This is a genomic window from Lentimicrobium sp. L6 (assembly GCF_013166655.1).
Taxonomy (GTDB): domain Bacteria; phylum Bacteroidota; class Bacteroidia; order Bacteroidales; family UBA12170; genus UBA12170.
Map to the genome: position 1 here is coordinate 58,838 of NZ_JABKCA010000003.1, position 15,610 is coordinate 74,447.

A 15,610-nucleotide genomic window follows, 5' to 3' on the forward strand; every position below is an offset into this window, starting at 1 on the left:
ATTTTTATGTCGGTTTTTTTATGATTAAAATCTTTTTTCTTTTAGTTTTCTGTGTATGTACAGATGCAATCAGCACTGTTACCTTCAGATTCAAATCTATAAGAAGTCCAAGTGATGATTGAGCCTGTAAGTTTTCCATTTCCACTCACAGAATATCCGCCTCCAATATCTTGGCTTTCAACATAGATAGAGTTTCCAGCTATAACTGCTTCTGCTGAGTATCCTAAATTGGCGAAATTTGAAATGATGACTTGGGTAGAATTGAATTCGTCAAGTACAATATTCACTCCATAAGTTTGCTTGGAACATTGATCGTTTGCTGTCCAATCTCCAACATATTCTTCTCTCACATCTCCGTCGCCAAAAAGATCATTTTCTTTGGTGCATGATTGGAAAATCCAGATCGCAGATATTAAAAGGCTTAAAATGATAATCCCTTTTTTCATGTATTTAAATTTTTACAAGCTTTTCGGAAGCAATGATTTGGCTTTTATGCCTTATCTGAATGAAATATAAGCCTTCCGAATAGGCTTCAAGGTTTAATTTAATGATTTGTTGATGCGAATCAAGATATATGGGGAAGGAATTTAAAATTTGGCCACTAATATTGAGTAATTCTATTTTGAAAGACCCTGAGAATTCTACCTCTAAATATAGATTTGTATGCTGATTCACAGGATTTGGGCTTATTTCTATCCTGTTTCTTTGGTTGTTTAATTCTGATGTTCCAACACTGCAGTCATACAATTCAGCTCCTAAGCTAAGTAAAAGTGAATTGAGAGAATCGCGAGTTGGAAAAGCATTGGGACCGTAAAATTGACCTGCAATTTCTCCATCGGGCATAATCACTAAACAAGTAATATGAGAAGCTATCTCATAAAGCTCATTTACTTCATTCCCTGTCCCCTGAGTTCCACTTGCACAAGGGTATCCAACGGCATGAGCTGAAATAAAATCAGTGACACCAATATTATTTGCTCCCCAGTTGATTCCAAGGAAAAAAACATCGCCTTGATTACAACCGAAATCTTGGTGAGATAATACTATTTCAGGAGTATAAATATTGCATGAGCCGCAGGTGGTGGTGAAAAATGGAAGAACTACAATTTTCCCTTGTTCCAAATAGGAACTTAGAAAATGCATTTCTCCCGTTACATCTTTCACCGAAAAATCTTCAGCTTCACTTAAGCCAGATTGAGCATTTAGCTGAGAAAAGCTAAAAACCAAAAAGAGGATGATATAGTTTTGAAGATTCTTCATTTGTTATCTTACTTGATTAAATCAAATACTTTATTGGCTAAACGAGAAGCTCCGATTCTGAATAAATGATTGTTTAACCAGTCTTCTCCAAGTATTTCTTTCACTAATACGTAATAGTCGATAGCCACTTCTGGTTCTGAAATACCACCAGCAGGTTTTATCCCAATTTTCTTGCCAGTTTTTTCATAATACTCTTTTATAGTGTCGAGCATTACCAACATAGCTTCTAAAGTGGCAGCTACTGGTATTTTTCCTGTGGAGGTTTTAATGAAGTCACCACCACCTAAAATACTCAATTCGCTCGCTTTTCTAATATTCTCAACGGACTTTAACTCGCCTGTTTCGAGAATTACTTTTAAATGGGCAGCACCACAAACTTCTTTAATAGACTTTACTTCTTTTTGGACCTCCTCCAGCTTTCCTTCTAAGAATTTACCTCTTGAAAGCACCATGTCAATATCGTCAGCACCTTCTGTAACGGCATATTTAACCTCGGCTACTTTTATTTCGATTGGAGACATGCCGGCGGGAAAAGCACCTGCCACACTTGCTACGCCAATATTTTTATCTGTAAGGTTCTCTTTTACCACTTTCACTAAAGTAGGATATACACAAACTGCAGCCACATTGGGAATGTTCATTTCCGCATTGGCATAATTGCATGCCTGTTTGGCTAAATTGGCCGCCTTTTCGTTGGTGTCGGCGCCTTCTAAGGTAGTTAGGTCGATAAATGATAATATCTGACGATAGGCTTTTTGTTGATCAAAATCTTGTTTTCCTTTATTCAAGATGTTCTGAATTCTTTCTTGAATTTCTTCTGAAGTATATGAATAGGTATTGAACATGTGTTTCTTTTTTTTTGCAAAAATACAATATTTCCTTAATACCGTGTTTTATACACTTCAGACTGTTCTTATTCAAAATGAATCCGAATCTAGCTATTGACCTTTGAACACCGGTTTTCTTTTTTCTAAAAAAGCATTTCTTCCTTCAAGAAAATCTTCACTACTATAGGCTTGGTTTCTTAAATCGTTAATTTGTTCGAATACAACAGGATTCATAGGGCGAGATTTTCCCAAGGTATTCAATTGTTTTTTAATAATAGAGATAGCTAGAGGGGAGTTTAGTGATATTTCTTCGGCCATTTTAAATACAAAAGCTTCAAGGTCTTCCACATCAACTAGATGGTTGAGGATGCCTAAATTATAGGCTCTTTTTGCACTAATGGGTTTGGCAGTAAAAAACATTTCTTTGGCTACATTCATTTCCACCAGGTTTAAGAAATGGATAAGTCCGGCTGCATTATAGGGTACTCCAATTTTGGCAGGAGTAATAGCAAATGATGATTTTGGAGTCCCAATGAGAATATCAGAACTGAAAGCCAAATCACAGGCTCCTCCCCAAACTGAACCTTCTATCATGGCTATAACTGGACCAGAAAAGTCTTCAATTTTTCTCATGAGCATCTCTAAGGGATGATTAAAAGGAAGAGGATCTTTTCCGGGCTCAGGAAGCTCATTTATGGCTAGTCCAGCCGACCAAACTTTAGAGCCTTTATTGCTTCGTATGATAACCACTCTGAGTTGCTTTTCTTCAAATTCATCAAAGGCTTTGGTAAATTCTTCAAGTAATTCAACATTCAGTGAATTTCGCTTCGCATCATTATTAAATGTAATGATTCCTATTTGGTTTTGGATTGTTTTTAGAATATATGCCATCTTCAAGATTCTTTAGTGAATCTCAAATTTAGTGAAAACTCTGAATTAATACAATTGAAAAGGAAAATGTCTTTGTTGTCAATCTACCTATTCCACTCAAAGCTCTCAATAAGTCTCGCCATATCTTTTTCAATGAATTCGATAACAGGTTTTAATGAGTCGTTATTGGGGGAGAAGTTAAAGTATAGCGCTCCTCTAAGAAAATGGGAGGTGCTATCTGTTAAATAGAATTGATAGGGGGAGGCGGCTTCCGAACCTAATATTTGATAGGTGATTCCATAAACATCTAATTCCGGGTTCAAATACATTTGTTCATTAATGGCATTGGCTTTAGGAATATGTTTATTCATCATTTTATGAACATCATTTAAAAGAGTATCCAGATTATTAATGATGGGTTTGTAACTGATATGTAATTTTGCTTTGAACTTTGGGTAACTGATATTGATCCAATATTTTTCAGGATCAATTCTTGGCGGAATAATATTGGCATAGGTAGAAACATCGAAGCTATAGGGATAGTTAGTAGCCTGAAATCTTTGATATTTATTGGCAGGTAACTCTATTCTGAAATATCCCCTAGGTTTAGGCTGGTAGTCGTTTTGGCAATTCGAGAATACGAGTATAATAACCAATCCGATAATAATATTTCCAAATGCTTTCAATTTATTCCTCCTTATGCTCAATGAATACTTTAATCTTTTTTATTCTTTTGTAATCTAGTGTAATAACCTCAAAAGTATATTGATGGTGCATCACTTTCATTCCTTTCTTGGGAATGTTTCCATATAACTCCAAAACAAGCCCAGCTATTGTGTCGTAGTCACCTTCAACTTCATCAAAAATATCATCGTCAATCTTTAATACTTTACAAAAATCGTTGATAGAAGTTTTGGCTTCAAATACATAAGTGTAATCATCAATTTTTTCAAAGTCTACATCTGATTCTAAATCATCAAATTCATCATTGATTTCGCCCACTATTTCTTCTAGAATATCCTCTAAAGTTACTAAGCCTGAAGTTCCTCCATATTCGTCTACAACAATAGCAAGGTGGATCTTCTTTTGACGGAACTCTTGTAGCAATTCGTTTATTTTTTTGTTTTCAGGAACGAAGAATGCTGGTCTTATCAATTCTTGCCATTCAAAATTAGGTTTTTCATTTAAATATGGAAGTAGGTCTTTAATATAGAGGATGCCTTTAATCTGGTCTAGTGATTCTTTATAAACAGGAATTCTACTATATCCAGATTGTATCAGTAATTTCAATATGTCAGCATATTCATCTTCTAGATCTATGGCAGATATGTCAACTCTCGCTTTCATGATTTCAGAGGTTTCCATATCGGAGAATTTTACAATTCCCTTTAGCATGCTTTTTTCTTCTTCGTAGGTGATGTCACCACTTGTCAACTCAATAGCATCATCCAATTCGCTTTTGCTAATGTCATGACCTTTTTTTGAGATTCTTCGGTCAACTACAGAAGTGCTAAAAGCCAATATTCTGCTAAGTGGTTTTATGGCATTATGAATGATGTAGATAGGATTTGACACCTGAAGCGCAAATCGTATATTGTATTGATTGGCGTATACTTTTGGTGTGATTTCTCCCAATAGAAGTAAGAGAAAAGTAACAATGACCACTTCAATAATAAACCCAAGAATTGGAAAGCCAGAAAAATTAAATACCATACCAGTGATATAGGCAGATAAGATTACAATGGCCACATTTATAAAGTTATTGGCTATTAAGATGGTGGCTAGTAATTGTTTAGGTTTGTTTAGAAGTTTGATGATTCTTTGACTTTTGCTGTTGTCCATCACATATATTTCTTCTAATTGGCTACTGCTTAAAGAAAAGAATGCGGTTTCGCTACCCGAAATTAATGCGGAAATCATTAAAAGAAAAAACAGTCCCAGTAGGGCAAAATATAGGCTAAAGTCCGTGGGAGCGTGAAAAATAGAATTCAGTAGGATAAATAAACCCGGTAAAGGATCGTCAATTTGTTCCAATGTAATTGAGTGTTGATTATGAATGCAAAAATAAGTGTTTTTATATTAGATTTCTTAATGCAGGAAAAAAAATATGAATTCTTTTTTTTTAATGGGAGAAGTACCTATTTGCCTAGTACAAAGTAGGCTGTGGTAGTTAAGAAATCACGTAAATAGGGGATGCCAGATATTATAGCAGATTGTTTTCGAGCCTGTAGACCAAATTTATATTTATAATTGGGGTTGATCAGGTAAAACTGTTTTTTGAGTACTTTGAGTTGGGCTTTTTTTGAAATTCTATAAAATCTGTTGATGCTTATCTGGGTATCTTTCACTTCTAGTAATCCGTCAACAACTCCTTGTCTTTTATCACCCATCTTTAACATGGTTTTGTATATTGGCCGTGGTAAGATATGATAGTAAGGGAGTTTTGAAAGCCACTTGTTTTGTAACATCTGCTGGTGACCACCAAAAGGCATACACCAAGGTGGCATTCCTATAAAAATAATTCCATTTTCATTTAACAATGAAGCCAACTGCTTTAGCATTTTCTCCTGATCATGAACATGTTCTATCACATCTTTGAGAATAATTAAATCAAAACCTTGTCCCAATTCTTCTTTGGTGATATCATGAATGTCTTTATTGAAGAATCGTACTTTATTTTGAGAAATTTCCTCAGCCATAAACTCTTTGGCTAGTTTTACTCGTCCACTACTTAATTCTATACCTACGGCATGATGTCCAATTTCAGTAAAAGCCTTTAACACGCCAGCCTCCGCAGAACCTACTTCACAAATGCTTAATGGTTTCTTTTCTCCAAGAAACTCCTCCACAAAAGGAATGATATAATCTCTACTGTGCTCAAATTGCTGATTGAAATAAACTGCTTTCTTGGTATGGAAATCGAAGGCCATGATTCATTATTGTTTGCAGCAAAAGTAATCTTTATTTAGAATTTACAGTTAAGATAGACATGCCGAATTATTCAAAATCTTGTTAATTCTTATTAGAAAGAATAATAAATTCACTTTTTAGAAATTGAATCCGATTACAATAGGAGTAATTAATACCTCGAAAACAGTTTCTTCTATTGATTGTTGATGATTCCCATCGTTGTCGTATTCATTATGATAATCATAGTACATTACTCCATGAATTCTTAATCCAAACTGAAATCTTTTATAATGGTAAAATCCTGCTGCACTAAAGCCATAATTTAATCCAATAATATCATTGAAACCATCCATGGTTCCTAATGATATCTCAGGACCTATATCAATATGGAATTTTTCTGGAAATAAAAACCTGTATTGAATTTGTAATGTGATGAGGTCAATAATATCAAAATCAATATATGTGGAAATTGGAAATCGAAATCCTATACCCGTTTTTAATCGGGCACCTACTCCAAATTGTTCAGAAAATCTATAGGTGTAATCATATGAAACTGCTAATGGCTCTAATGAAAAACTATGTTGATTTTTTTGTGTGAAAAATGAATAATCTTTATCCTGTGAATAGAGGTTAATAGTAATGATACTAAACAGAATTAATAGTGTTTTTTTCATGTTATTCCTTTTCAATAATATCAAAAGTAGAGAAAAATGACGGGTTTGTTAAATCAGGGATGAATATTAATAAATTATTGGCTATTATCAGCTCAATGAAGTCATTTCTAGATTAGAAATTATTATTCGCGTTTTCAAGGCTTTTATATTAAATTTGCGCCCTTAAAATAGACTACAATCAGCTATTTAAATTTCTTAGTGCTTCTTTGTGCCTTAGTGCCTTAGTGGCAATAAAAGTAGATTAGCTAATAATAAAGATAATAACAGCATGGAGTATAACTTTAACGAAATAGAAAAAAAGTGGCAAGCCTATTGGGCAGAACACAAGACTTTTAAAGCAGAAATAAAAAAAGACAAGCCTAAGTTTTATGTCTTAGATATGTTTCCTTATCCTTCTGGTGCTGGACTACATGTGGGCCATCCTCTAGGATATATTGCCTCTGATATTTATTCTCGTTATAAAAGAAACAAAGGTTTCAATGTTTTGCATCCAATGGGATATGATGCTTATGGTCTTCCTGCTGAGCAATATGCCATTCAAACAGGAACACATCCTGCTGTTACTACAGAAAAGAATATTGCTCGTTATCGTCAGCAGTTAGACCAAATTGGTTTTTCTTTCGATTGGGATAGGGAAGTAAGAACATCCGACCCACAATATTACAAATGGACACAATGGACTTTCATTCAATTATTCCATTCCTATTTTAATAATGAGACCAATAAGGCTGATAAAATTGAAACTCTGGTTGCGAAATTTGAAGCTGAAGGAAATAACAATGTAAATGCAGCCACTTCTCAAGAAGAGATTTTTACTGCTGAAGATTGGAAAGCAAAATCAGAATTTGAGCAGCAAGAATTATTGATGAATTATCGTTTGGCTTATTTGGCCAATACAACTGTGAATTGGTGTCCAGCTTTAGGTACCGTACTTGCTAATGATGAAGTAAAAGAAGGATTATCAGAAAGAGGAGGTCATCCAGTTGAGAAACGAATGATGAAACAGTGGTTGCTACGAATTACTGCTTATTCTCAACGTTTGCTAGATGGTTTAAATACCATCGATTGGAGTGATTCTTTAAAAGAAACGCAACGCAACTGGATTGGTCGTTCCGAAGGAGCTTCTGTAGATTTTGAAGTAAAGGGAGTTGAGGAGAAGATAGAAGTATTTACTACTCGTCCTGATACTCTATTTGGAGCAACTTATATGGTTTTAGCTCCTGAACACGAATTGGTATCTCAAATCACCACTGATGAGCAAAAAGCAGAAGTAGAAGAATATGTGACCTGGGCTAAAAATCGTTCTGAAAGAGAGCGTATGTCAGAAGTAAAAACCGTAAGCGGGAAATTCACTGGTGGTTACGGAATCAATCCTCTAACAGGGCAAGAAATTCCAATTTGGGTAGCTGATTATGTATTGATGGGTTATGGAACGGGTGCTATTATGGCGGTTCCTGCACACGATACTCGCGATTTTGCTTTTGCTAAACATTTTGAATTACCTATTGTTCAAGTGGTGAGCCAAGAAGGAGAAGAACCAACTGACCCAGCAACTTGGGAAGATTCTTACGATTCTAAAGATGGAATTTCTATCAATTCTGGTTTCTTAACCGGAATGAAAACGAAAAAAGCCATTAAAGCTGCCATCCATAAAGTAAAAGAAATGGGAATTGGCGAAGGCACCATCAATTACAGATTGCGTGATGCTATTTTTAGTCGTCAAAGATATTGGGGAGAACCATTCCCAGTTTATTATAAAGATGGAATGCCTCAAACCTTAAATGAGGACCAACTTCCATTAGAATTACCAGAAGTAGATAAATATCTTCCTACAGAAAGCGGTGAGCCACCATTGGCCCGAGCTACCAATTGGAAAACTGAGGAGGGTTATCAGTTAGAGACCAATACTATGCCTGGTTTTGCTGGTTCTAGTGCCTACTATTATCGCTATATGGATCCTAATAATCAGAATGAGTATTTCTCAAAAGAAGCTATCGATTATTGGCAAAATGTAGATTTATATCTAGGTGGTGATGAGCATGCAACTGGACACTTATTATATTCTCGTTTCTGGGGAATGTTTCTTTTCGATTTAGGTTTAACTGTAAAAGCTGAGCCTTTCCAGAAATTGATTAATCAAGGGAAAATTCAAGGACGTTCAAGCTTTGTGTATAGAGTGAATGGTACCAATAAGTATGTCAGCTTTGGATTAAGAAAAGAATACCAAACTACTCGTTTACATGTAGATATCAGTTTTGTAAATAATGATGTGTTAGATACAGAGGCTTTCAAAGCATGGAGAGCAGAGTATGCCGATGCAGAATTTATTTTAGAGGATGGTAAATATGTTTGTGGTTGGGAAGTTGAGAAAATGTCCAAGTCCAAATATAATGTTCAGAATCCTGATGATTTAATTGAGAAGTATGGCGCTGATACTTTCCGTTTATATGAAATGTTCCTCGGGCCTCTAGAGAGTCATAAACCTTGGGATACCAATGGGATTGAAGGTGTCTTCCGCTTTATGCGTAAGTTCTGGAGATTATTCCACAATGAGCAAAACGAGTTTGAGGTGAGTGATGCTGAGCCAACCAAAGCTGAGTTGAAAATCCTTCACCAAACCATTAAGAAAGTAGCCGACGATATTGAGCGTTTCTCGTTTAATACCACAGTGAGTCAGTTTATGATTTGTACCAATGAGCTTACAGATTTAAAATGCAATAAGAAGGCTATTCTTGAACCACTTACCATTTTAATTGCAAGTTATGCGCCTCATATTGCTGAGGAATTATGGCAGAATTTTGGTCATCAAGAAAGTATTTCAGAAGCGGAATATCCAACATTTGTTGCAGAACATGTAGCTGAAAATAATTTCTCTTACCCTGTTTCCTTTAACGGAAAAATGAGATTTAAAATGGAATTAGCAGTGACCATGAACCCAAAACAAGTGGAGGAGGCTGTGTTAAATAGCCCAGAAGCTGAAAAGTGGTTACAAGGAAAAGCTCCTAAGAAAGTGATTGTGGTGCCTAAGCGTATTGTGAACATTGTGATTTAATTTGTTTTGCTCCCTGAGCTTGTCGAAGGGCGCAAAGCTATAAAGGCACAAAAAAAAAGAGATGTCATCGCAAAAGTCGATGGCATCTCTTTTTGCGTTTTATTACTTGAAACTGAGGGGTCAAAGTCTTGAGTAAAGCGAAAGGATTGAGGCCCTAGGATATGAAAGATAAAACCAAGGATGCTGCCCCTTCGTGTATTTCTACTAAGTTCAATGTAAACCTCAGGGCTATCACCCTTTACATCAAACTAAGGGATTAAAGCCTTGAATATGCGAAAGGAAGTTTTACCCTGAATTTAGGAATCTGAAAAGAAACAGTAGCTCGATATTTTGTTAGTATGTAATAAAAAACTTACTAATAAAAAACTTACTAATAAAAAACTTACTAATAAAAAACTTACATATATTACTTGATAATCCATGTTGAATGACCTATCTTTGTGATAAATATTTGATAGATGAAAATTCCTTTTGTATATGGTAAGTTAGCACTTTTTTCTGATTTCACTGACAGAGAAACGGAATTAGAAAGGCTTGTAAATAACTTTAAATCAGGCGTTAATACTATGCTTATTTCTCCTAGGCGATGGGGTAAGTCTTCTTTGGTGGTGAAGGCTGCAGATCGAGTTATTGCTAAAAACAAAAAAGTAAAGGTTTGTTTTATTGATGTGTTTGAGGTAAGAACTGAAGCTCAGTTTTATCAAGTTTTGGCAGAGGCCGTTATGAAGGTGACTACATCTAGAATTGATGAAATAGGGGGGTATTTGCAAAGATTCATGTCGAAACTACTTCCTAAAATTAGTTTCAGTCCGGATAATATGCAAGAAATATGCCTAGCATTCGATTGGAAAGATTTGCAAAAACATCCGTCAGAAGTTTTAGATCTAGCCGAAAAAATGGCCATTGAAAAGAAAATAGAAATAGTTTTGTGTTTTGATGAATTCCAAAATATAGCTGCTTTTGAACATCCTTTAGCATTTCAGAAGAAACTACGCTCTCATTGGCAAAAACATCAAAAAGTGAGTTATTGCTTATATGGTTCTAAGCGACATATGATGATGGATATATTTACTTCTCCCTCAATGCCATTTTATAAGTTTGGAGATGTCTTTTTTTTAGAAAAGATAAAAGAAGATAAATGGGTGCCTTTTATTCAAAGTAAATTTTTAGAAAGCAAAAAAAAGATACATGAAAAAGATGCTCGACTAATAGCACAATTAGTAGAGAACCATCCATACTATGTACAGCAATTGGCACAACTGACTTGGCTAAGAACCATAAACACCTGTAAATCTCCATCTATACACGATGCTCATGATACCTTGATGCTTCAATTATCGCTATTGTTTCAAAATATCACGGATTCATTGTCAATAATGCAGGTTCATTTTCTGAAGGCTTTGGTAAACGGAGAAACAAGATTAAGTTCAAAAAAAATTTTGGACACTTATGATTTAGGTTCCTCAGCAAATATCTCACAGCTTAAAAAAGCCTTAGCAAATCGTGAAATCATTGATATTGTTACAAACGAAGTGAATTTTACTGATCCCGTTTATAAAGCTTGGTTAAAGAAATATTATTTTAAAATAAAATAGGCAAGATTTAGTGATGGAATATATGGATTACTTGGAATTCCAAGGACACTATCTCTAGCTATAATCCAGTTGAACCAAAAGGGAATTGAGGCCTTAGTTTCCTATAACACTCATCAAAAATATCAAGGACGCTATCCCCTCATGCTTTAAGGTAACTTAAGGGATCAAAGTCCCAAAGGGGATTGAAGCCCTGGTATCAGGAAGACAAATCAAGGACACTATCCCATCGTACCTCAGGGCTATCATCCTTTAGTTAATACATATTAAAAAGAAAAAATCCACTCAACATAGGCTAAGTGGATTTTCTAGATTTAAAATGATGGTGTAATTAAAACAAACCGTCAATCAATTTCTCATCAGTAAAATTTGGTAGTGTAACCTTCAGGTCTGGATTTACATCCATGGCACGTTTAATAGCAAATACAGCTTCTTCGTTTCTGGCCCAGCTTCTTCTGCTGATTCCATTATTTACATCCCAGAAAAGCATGCTTTTTAATCTGCGCTCTGCATCGGAAGAACCATCTAATAGCATGCCAAAGCCACCGTTAATTACTTCTCCCCAGCCAACACCACCACCATTGTGGATGCTTACCCAAGTAGCTCCTCTGAAAGAATCGCCAATGACATTTTGAATCGCCATATCGGCAGTGAATGAAGAACCATCATAAATATTTGAAGTTTCGCGGAAAGGGCTATCCGTACCAGAAACATCATGGTGATCACGACCTAAAACTACAGGAGCTGTAATTCTACCTTCTTCAATTGCCTTGTTAAATGCAGCAGCAATTTTTATTCTTCCTTCTGCATCGGCATAAAGGATTCTAGCTTGAGAACCCACCACTAGTTTGTTTTCTTGTGCTCCTTTAATCCATTGAATATTATCAGCCATTTGGCCTTGGATTTCCTTAGGACTACTGGCCATGATTTCTGCTAGAACATCACTAGCAATCTGGTCAGTGATTTCTAAGTCTTTAGGGTCGTTTGAAGTACAAACCCAACGGAAAGGACCAAAACCATAATCAAAAAACATAGGTCCCATAATATCTTGAACGTAAGAAGGGTATTTGAAATCGATACCATTTTCTGCCATCACATCTGCTCCAGCGCGGCTAGCTTCTAGGAGGAAAGCATTACCGTAATCGAAGAAATAAGTTCCACGAGCGGTATGTTTGTTAACTGCAGCAGCATGACGGCGCAGCGTCTCTTGAATCTTTTCTTTGAAAAGCTCGGGCTGTTTGGCCATCATCTCGTTAGACTCTTCATAACTCATATCCACTGGATAATATCCTCCAGCCCATGGGTTGTGTAATGATGTTTGGTCTGAACCCAATTCAACAAAGACATCCTTCTCTGCAAATTTCTCCCAAACATCAACAATGTTTCCTTGGTAAGCAATGGAAACCACTTCTTTATTTTCTTTAGCCTTTTTTACTCGGCTTACTAATACATCTAAATCATCAATCAGCTCATCAACCCAACCTTGAGAATGACGAGTATGTGTTGCTTTAGGATTAACTTCTGCACAAACAGAAACCACTCCAGCAATATTTCCAGCTTTTGGTTGTGCACCAGACATACCACCTAAGCCAGCAGTTAAAAATAGTTTTCCTGCAAATGGATTTTCACCTTCTTTAGCTACTTTTCGAGCTCCATTCATTACGGTAATGGTAGTTCCGTGGACAATTCCTTGAGGACCAATATACATAAATGAACCTGCTGTCATTTGACCATATTGAGATACGCCTAAAGCATTGAATTTTTCCCAATCGTCTGGTTTGCTATAATTAGGAATCACCATTCCGTTCGTTACCACAACTCTTGGTGCATCTTTGTGGGATGGAAATAATCCCATGGGATGTCCGGAATACATGGTCAATGTTTGCTCATCAGTCATTGTGGCTAAATACTGCATAGTGAGCAGGTATTGAGCCCAGTTTTGGAAAACGGCACCGTTTCCACCATAAGTAATGAGCTCATGAGGATGTTGAGCAACTGCATAATCCAAATTGTTCATAATCATAAGCATGATAGAAGCTGCTTGTTTGCTTTGGTGCGGAAACTCATCGATATGACGGGCATGAATAGCATAATCAGGACGAAAACGGAACATATAAATACGACCATAATCTGTTAATTCTTCAGCAAATTCTGGAGCCAAAATAGCATGATGTTTTTCCGGGAAATAGCGTAATGCATTTTTTAATGCCAACTTCTTTTCTTCTGGACTTAGAATTTCTTTACGAATAGGAGCATGATTGATATCCTCGTCATACTTCTTTACAGAAGGTAATTGCTCAGGGATACCTTGTAATATTTGTTGCTTGAATGTTGCTATTTCCATGTCAATCTTGTTTTGAAAATTTTTGCAAAGGTAAGCAATCAACTTCTATTTGCCGATGTGAGAAATACCTAATTTGCTAATGGCGAAATAGTTGTTTTTAAAGAATATGTCTCAAATTTCATTTTTGAATATCTCAAATTTATTGTCTATATTTGAGTAAACCAAAATCCCCATGATATGAAAGGCATAGTATTTACAGAATTTATTGAATTTGTTGAAGATAAATTTGGTTTCGAAATTAGTAACGATATTATTATTGAGTCACAATTAAAATCAGGTGGCGTATATACTGCTGTAGGGACTTACGATTTCCAAGAAATGTTAAGCCTCTTGATGAGTCTTCACGCAAAAACTAAAATTCCAATTCCTGATTTATTAGAAGTTTTTGGTAAGCACTTGTTCTATCGGTTTGTAGATTTATATCCAGACTTTGTGCACAAATCATTAGGGTTGTTTGGCTTTATTGAGAAGATAGATGATTATATTCATGTGGAAGTAAAGAAGTTGTACCCTGATGCTGAGCTGCCCAAATTAACTGTGAAAGCAAAGACTAAAGATGCTATGGTGGTGTTATATAAATCGGAACGAAAGCTAGGGAATTTTGCTTTAGGTCTTTTGAAATCTGCAGCTGAGTTTTTTAATGAACCCTTGTCCATCAGTATGCAAACTTTAGAGGAGGATGGTTCTGTTGTTCAATTTACACTAAATAGATCCGATGGCTGAAGATCCTAAATATGATGCTATATTACAAACTCTGAAAAGAGAGCGATTGGCAAGGAAAGCTGCAGAAAGAGTCATTGAAGAGAAAAGCAGTGAGATTTTCCGAGTCAACCAGGAATTACTAGGCCTCAATCAGAACCTAGAAAGAAGAATAGAGGAGCGTACTAAAGACATTGAAAAGAGTAATAAAGAGCTCGGAATAGCCATGAAAATTGCTGAGGAAGCTACTGCTTCAAAGTCATTGTTTTTATCAAATATGAGTCACGAAATTAGAACTCCTCTTAATGGGATTATAGGAATTACTGAGTTGCTTCTTCAAGATAATCAGGATAGTAAGCTTCTAAAGATGCTAGATTCTATTAAATATTCAGCAGATAATTTAATTAAAATTATAAATGAGATTTTGGATTTTTCTAAAATTGAAGCAGGGAAAACAGATTTTGAGAGAATAGATTTTAACTTGAAAAGATTGTTGAACCAGCTGGTGAGTAATATGGAATTCGCTAGTAAAGGAAAACAGATTGATTTGAGATATGATATTGGCAAAGAAGTTCCCGATTTTGTAAATGGAGATCCTGTGAAACTGACTCAGGTTTTAACTAACTTAATTGGAAATGCCATAAAATTCACTGAAACTGGATATGTAAAACTCATAGTGAAAGCCCAGAGACCTTATGAATATGAGCATATTGAAGGAGTCTATTTTTCTGTTGTGGATACTGGAGTTGGGATACCTAGCAATAAACTCGATAGTATTTTCATTAGTTTCCAGCAAAGTGATTCAAGTACAACGCGGAAATTTGGAGGAACAGGATTAGGGCTGACCATCAGTAAAAACTTTGTAGAGTTGCAAGGAGGAAAAATGTATGTAGAGAGTGAGTTGGGTAAGGGATCTAATTTCCAGTTCATATATCCTTGTAAGCCATTGAAGAGGAAAGCCCAAGAGTATAATATGGCTGCTCAAGAATATAAATTCTCCAAACTCGATGTAAACATTCTTGTTGTAGAAGATAATAAACTAAATCAATTTGTAGCTTCTCAGTTTCTTAATAAATGGGGTGCTAGAGTTGATATTGCTAATAATGGATTGGAAGCGCTGCACTTATTGGCGAGGAAAAAATATCATATTGTATTAATGGATATTCAAATGCCAGAAATGAATGGCCTGGATGCCTCAAGAGAGATTCGAAAAGAAAACACTTCGGTTCTCCAAAGAGATATTCCAATTATCGCACTTACCGCAAACGCATTTCAGGATACCAAACGCGAGATATTTCTAGCAGGAATGAATGCTTTTGTGTCGAAACCCTTGATACCAAAAGACCTTCATTTAAATATTAAAAATTTGATTTAAAAGGAAG

At 35.6% G+C, this 15,610-nt stretch carries 13 protein-coding genes; 4 read left to right on the forward strand and 9 right to left on the reverse strand.

Annotation, left to right across the window (positions count from 1 at the left end):
- Positions 1–41: 41 nt before the first annotated feature.
- The 8 genes from HNS38_RS01445 to HNS38_RS01480 form a co-directional block, all read right to left on the reverse strand.
- Entirely contained in the window at positions 42–446 is a 405-nt protein-coding gene (locus HNS38_RS01445; protein ID WP_172277963.1) for a hypothetical protein, read from the reverse strand.
- 4 nt (positions 447–450) lie between these two features.
- Positions 451–1,260, reverse strand: coding sequence for a T9SS type A sorting domain-containing protein (locus HNS38_RS01450; RefSeq protein WP_172277961.1), 810 nt, complete (start codon positions 1,258–1,260; stop codon positions 451–453).
- An 8-nt stretch (positions 1,261–1,268) separates the two neighbouring features.
- The gene (deoC, locus tag HNS38_RS01455) at positions 1,269–2,105 is read right to left on the reverse strand and encodes a deoxyribose-phosphate aldolase (RefSeq protein ID WP_172345863.1); all 837 of its coding nucleotides are present in this window, start codon (positions 2,103–2,105) and stop codon (positions 1,269–1,271) included.
- A gap of 93 nt (positions 2,106–2,198) precedes the next feature.
- Entirely contained in the window at positions 2,199–2,978 is a 780-nt protein-coding gene (gene scpB / locus HNS38_RS01460) for a methylmalonyl-CoA decarboxylase (RefSeq protein WP_172277957.1), read from the reverse strand.
- Positions 2,979–3,061: 83 nt separating this feature from the next.
- Entirely contained in the window at positions 3,062–3,643 is a 582-nt protein-coding gene (gene gldD, locus HNS38_RS01465) for a gliding motility lipoprotein GldD (RefSeq protein ID WP_172277955.1), read from the reverse strand.
- Between the two features lies 1 nt (position 3,644).
- Complete coding sequence (gene gldE, locus HNS38_RS01470) at positions 3,645–4,991, reverse strand: gliding motility-associated protein GldE (protein WP_216663610.1); 1,347 nt, start codon at positions 4,989–4,991, stop codon at positions 3,645–3,647.
- Between the two features lie 104 nt (positions 4,992–5,095).
- Positions 5,096–5,887, reverse strand: coding sequence for a bifunctional 2-polyprenyl-6-hydroxyphenol methylase/3-demethylubiquinol 3-O-methyltransferase UbiG (locus HNS38_RS01475; protein WP_172277953.1), 792 nt, complete (start codon positions 5,885–5,887; stop codon positions 5,096–5,098).
- Between the two features lie 117 nt (positions 5,888–6,004).
- On the reverse strand, positions 6,005–6,541 hold the full coding sequence (locus HNS38_RS01480) for a hypothetical protein (protein WP_172277951.1): 537 nt from the start codon (positions 6,539–6,541) through the stop codon (positions 6,005–6,007).
- Between the two features lie 268 nt (positions 6,542–6,809).
- Here HNS38_RS01480 and leuS point away from each other — a divergent pair, with 268 nt between their 5' ends.
- Positions 6,810–9,593 carry a leucine--tRNA ligase gene (gene leuS, locus HNS38_RS01485; protein ID WP_172277949.1) on the forward strand — a complete coding sequence of 928 codons (2,784 nt, stop codon included), beginning with the start codon at positions 6,810–6,812 and terminating at the stop codon, positions 9,591–9,593.
- Positions 9,594–10,051: 458 nt separating this feature from the next.
- A complete protein-coding gene (locus HNS38_RS01490; protein ID WP_172345864.1) occupies positions 10,052–11,188 on the forward strand; it encodes an ATP-binding protein in 1,137 nt (378 codons plus the stop codon).
- Between the two features lie 328 nt (positions 11,189–11,516).
- Here HNS38_RS01490 and HNS38_RS01495 read toward each other — a convergent pair whose 3' ends face one another.
- Positions 11,517–13,529, reverse strand: a complete 2,013-nt coding sequence (locus HNS38_RS01495) for a urocanate hydratase (RefSeq protein ID WP_172277945.1) — start codon at positions 13,527–13,529, stop codon at positions 11,517–11,519.
- Positions 13,530–13,706: 177 nt separating this feature from the next.
- On the opposite strand from HNS38_RS01495, the gene HNS38_RS01500 reads away from it, so the two are divergent.
- Positions 13,707–14,252 (forward strand): heme NO-binding domain-containing protein, encoded by a 546-nt coding sequence (locus HNS38_RS01500; RefSeq protein ID WP_172277943.1) that lies wholly within the window; start codon positions 13,707–13,709, stop codon positions 14,250–14,252.
- Complete coding sequence (locus tag HNS38_RS01505) at positions 14,245–15,603, forward strand: response regulator (RefSeq protein WP_172277941.1); 1,359 nt, start codon at positions 14,245–14,247, stop codon at positions 15,601–15,603. The genes HNS38_RS01500 and HNS38_RS01505 overlap by 8 nt, the downstream gene beginning before the upstream one ends.
- Positions 15,604–15,610 lie beyond the last annotated feature (7 nt).

Coding starts and splice junctions, on each gene's coding strand:
- HNS38_RS01445 (WP_172277963.1), bottom strand. CDS start 446: ATGAAAAAAGGGATTATCATTTTAAGCCTTTTAATATCTGCGATCTGG.
- HNS38_RS01450 (WP_172277961.1), bottom strand. CDS start 1,260: ATGAAGAATCTTCAAAACTATATCATCCTCTTTTTGGTTTTTAGCTTT.
- deoC (WP_172345863.1), bottom strand. CDS start 2,105: ATGTTCAATACCTATTCATATACTTCAGAAGAAATTCAAGAAAGAATT.
- scpB (WP_172277957.1), bottom strand. CDS start 2,978: ATGGCATATATTCTAAAAACAATCCAAAACCAAATAGGAATCATTACA.
- HNS38_RS01475 (WP_172277953.1), bottom strand. CDS start 5,887: ATGGCCTTCGATTTCCATACCAAGAAAGCAGTTTATTTCAATCAGCAA.
- HNS38_RS01480 (WP_172277951.1), bottom strand. CDS start 6,541: ATGAAAAAAACACTATTAATTCTGTTTAGTATCATTACTATTAACCTC.
- leuS (WP_172277949.1), top strand. CDS start 6,810: ATGGAGTATAACTTTAACGAAATAGAAAAAAAGTGGCAAGCCTATTGG.
- HNS38_RS01490 (WP_172345864.1), top strand. CDS start 10,052: ATGAAAATTCCTTTTGTATATGGTAAGTTAGCACTTTTTTCTGATTTC.
- HNS38_RS01495 (WP_172277945.1), bottom strand. CDS start 13,529: ATGGAAATAGCAACATTCAAGCAACAAATATTACAAGGTATCCCTGAG.
- HNS38_RS01500 (WP_172277943.1), top strand. CDS start 13,707: ATGAAAGGCATAGTATTTACAGAATTTATTGAATTTGTTGAAGATAAA.
- HNS38_RS01505 (WP_172277941.1), top strand. CDS start 14,245: ATGGCTGAAGATCCTAAATATGATGCTATATTACAAACTCTGAAAAGA.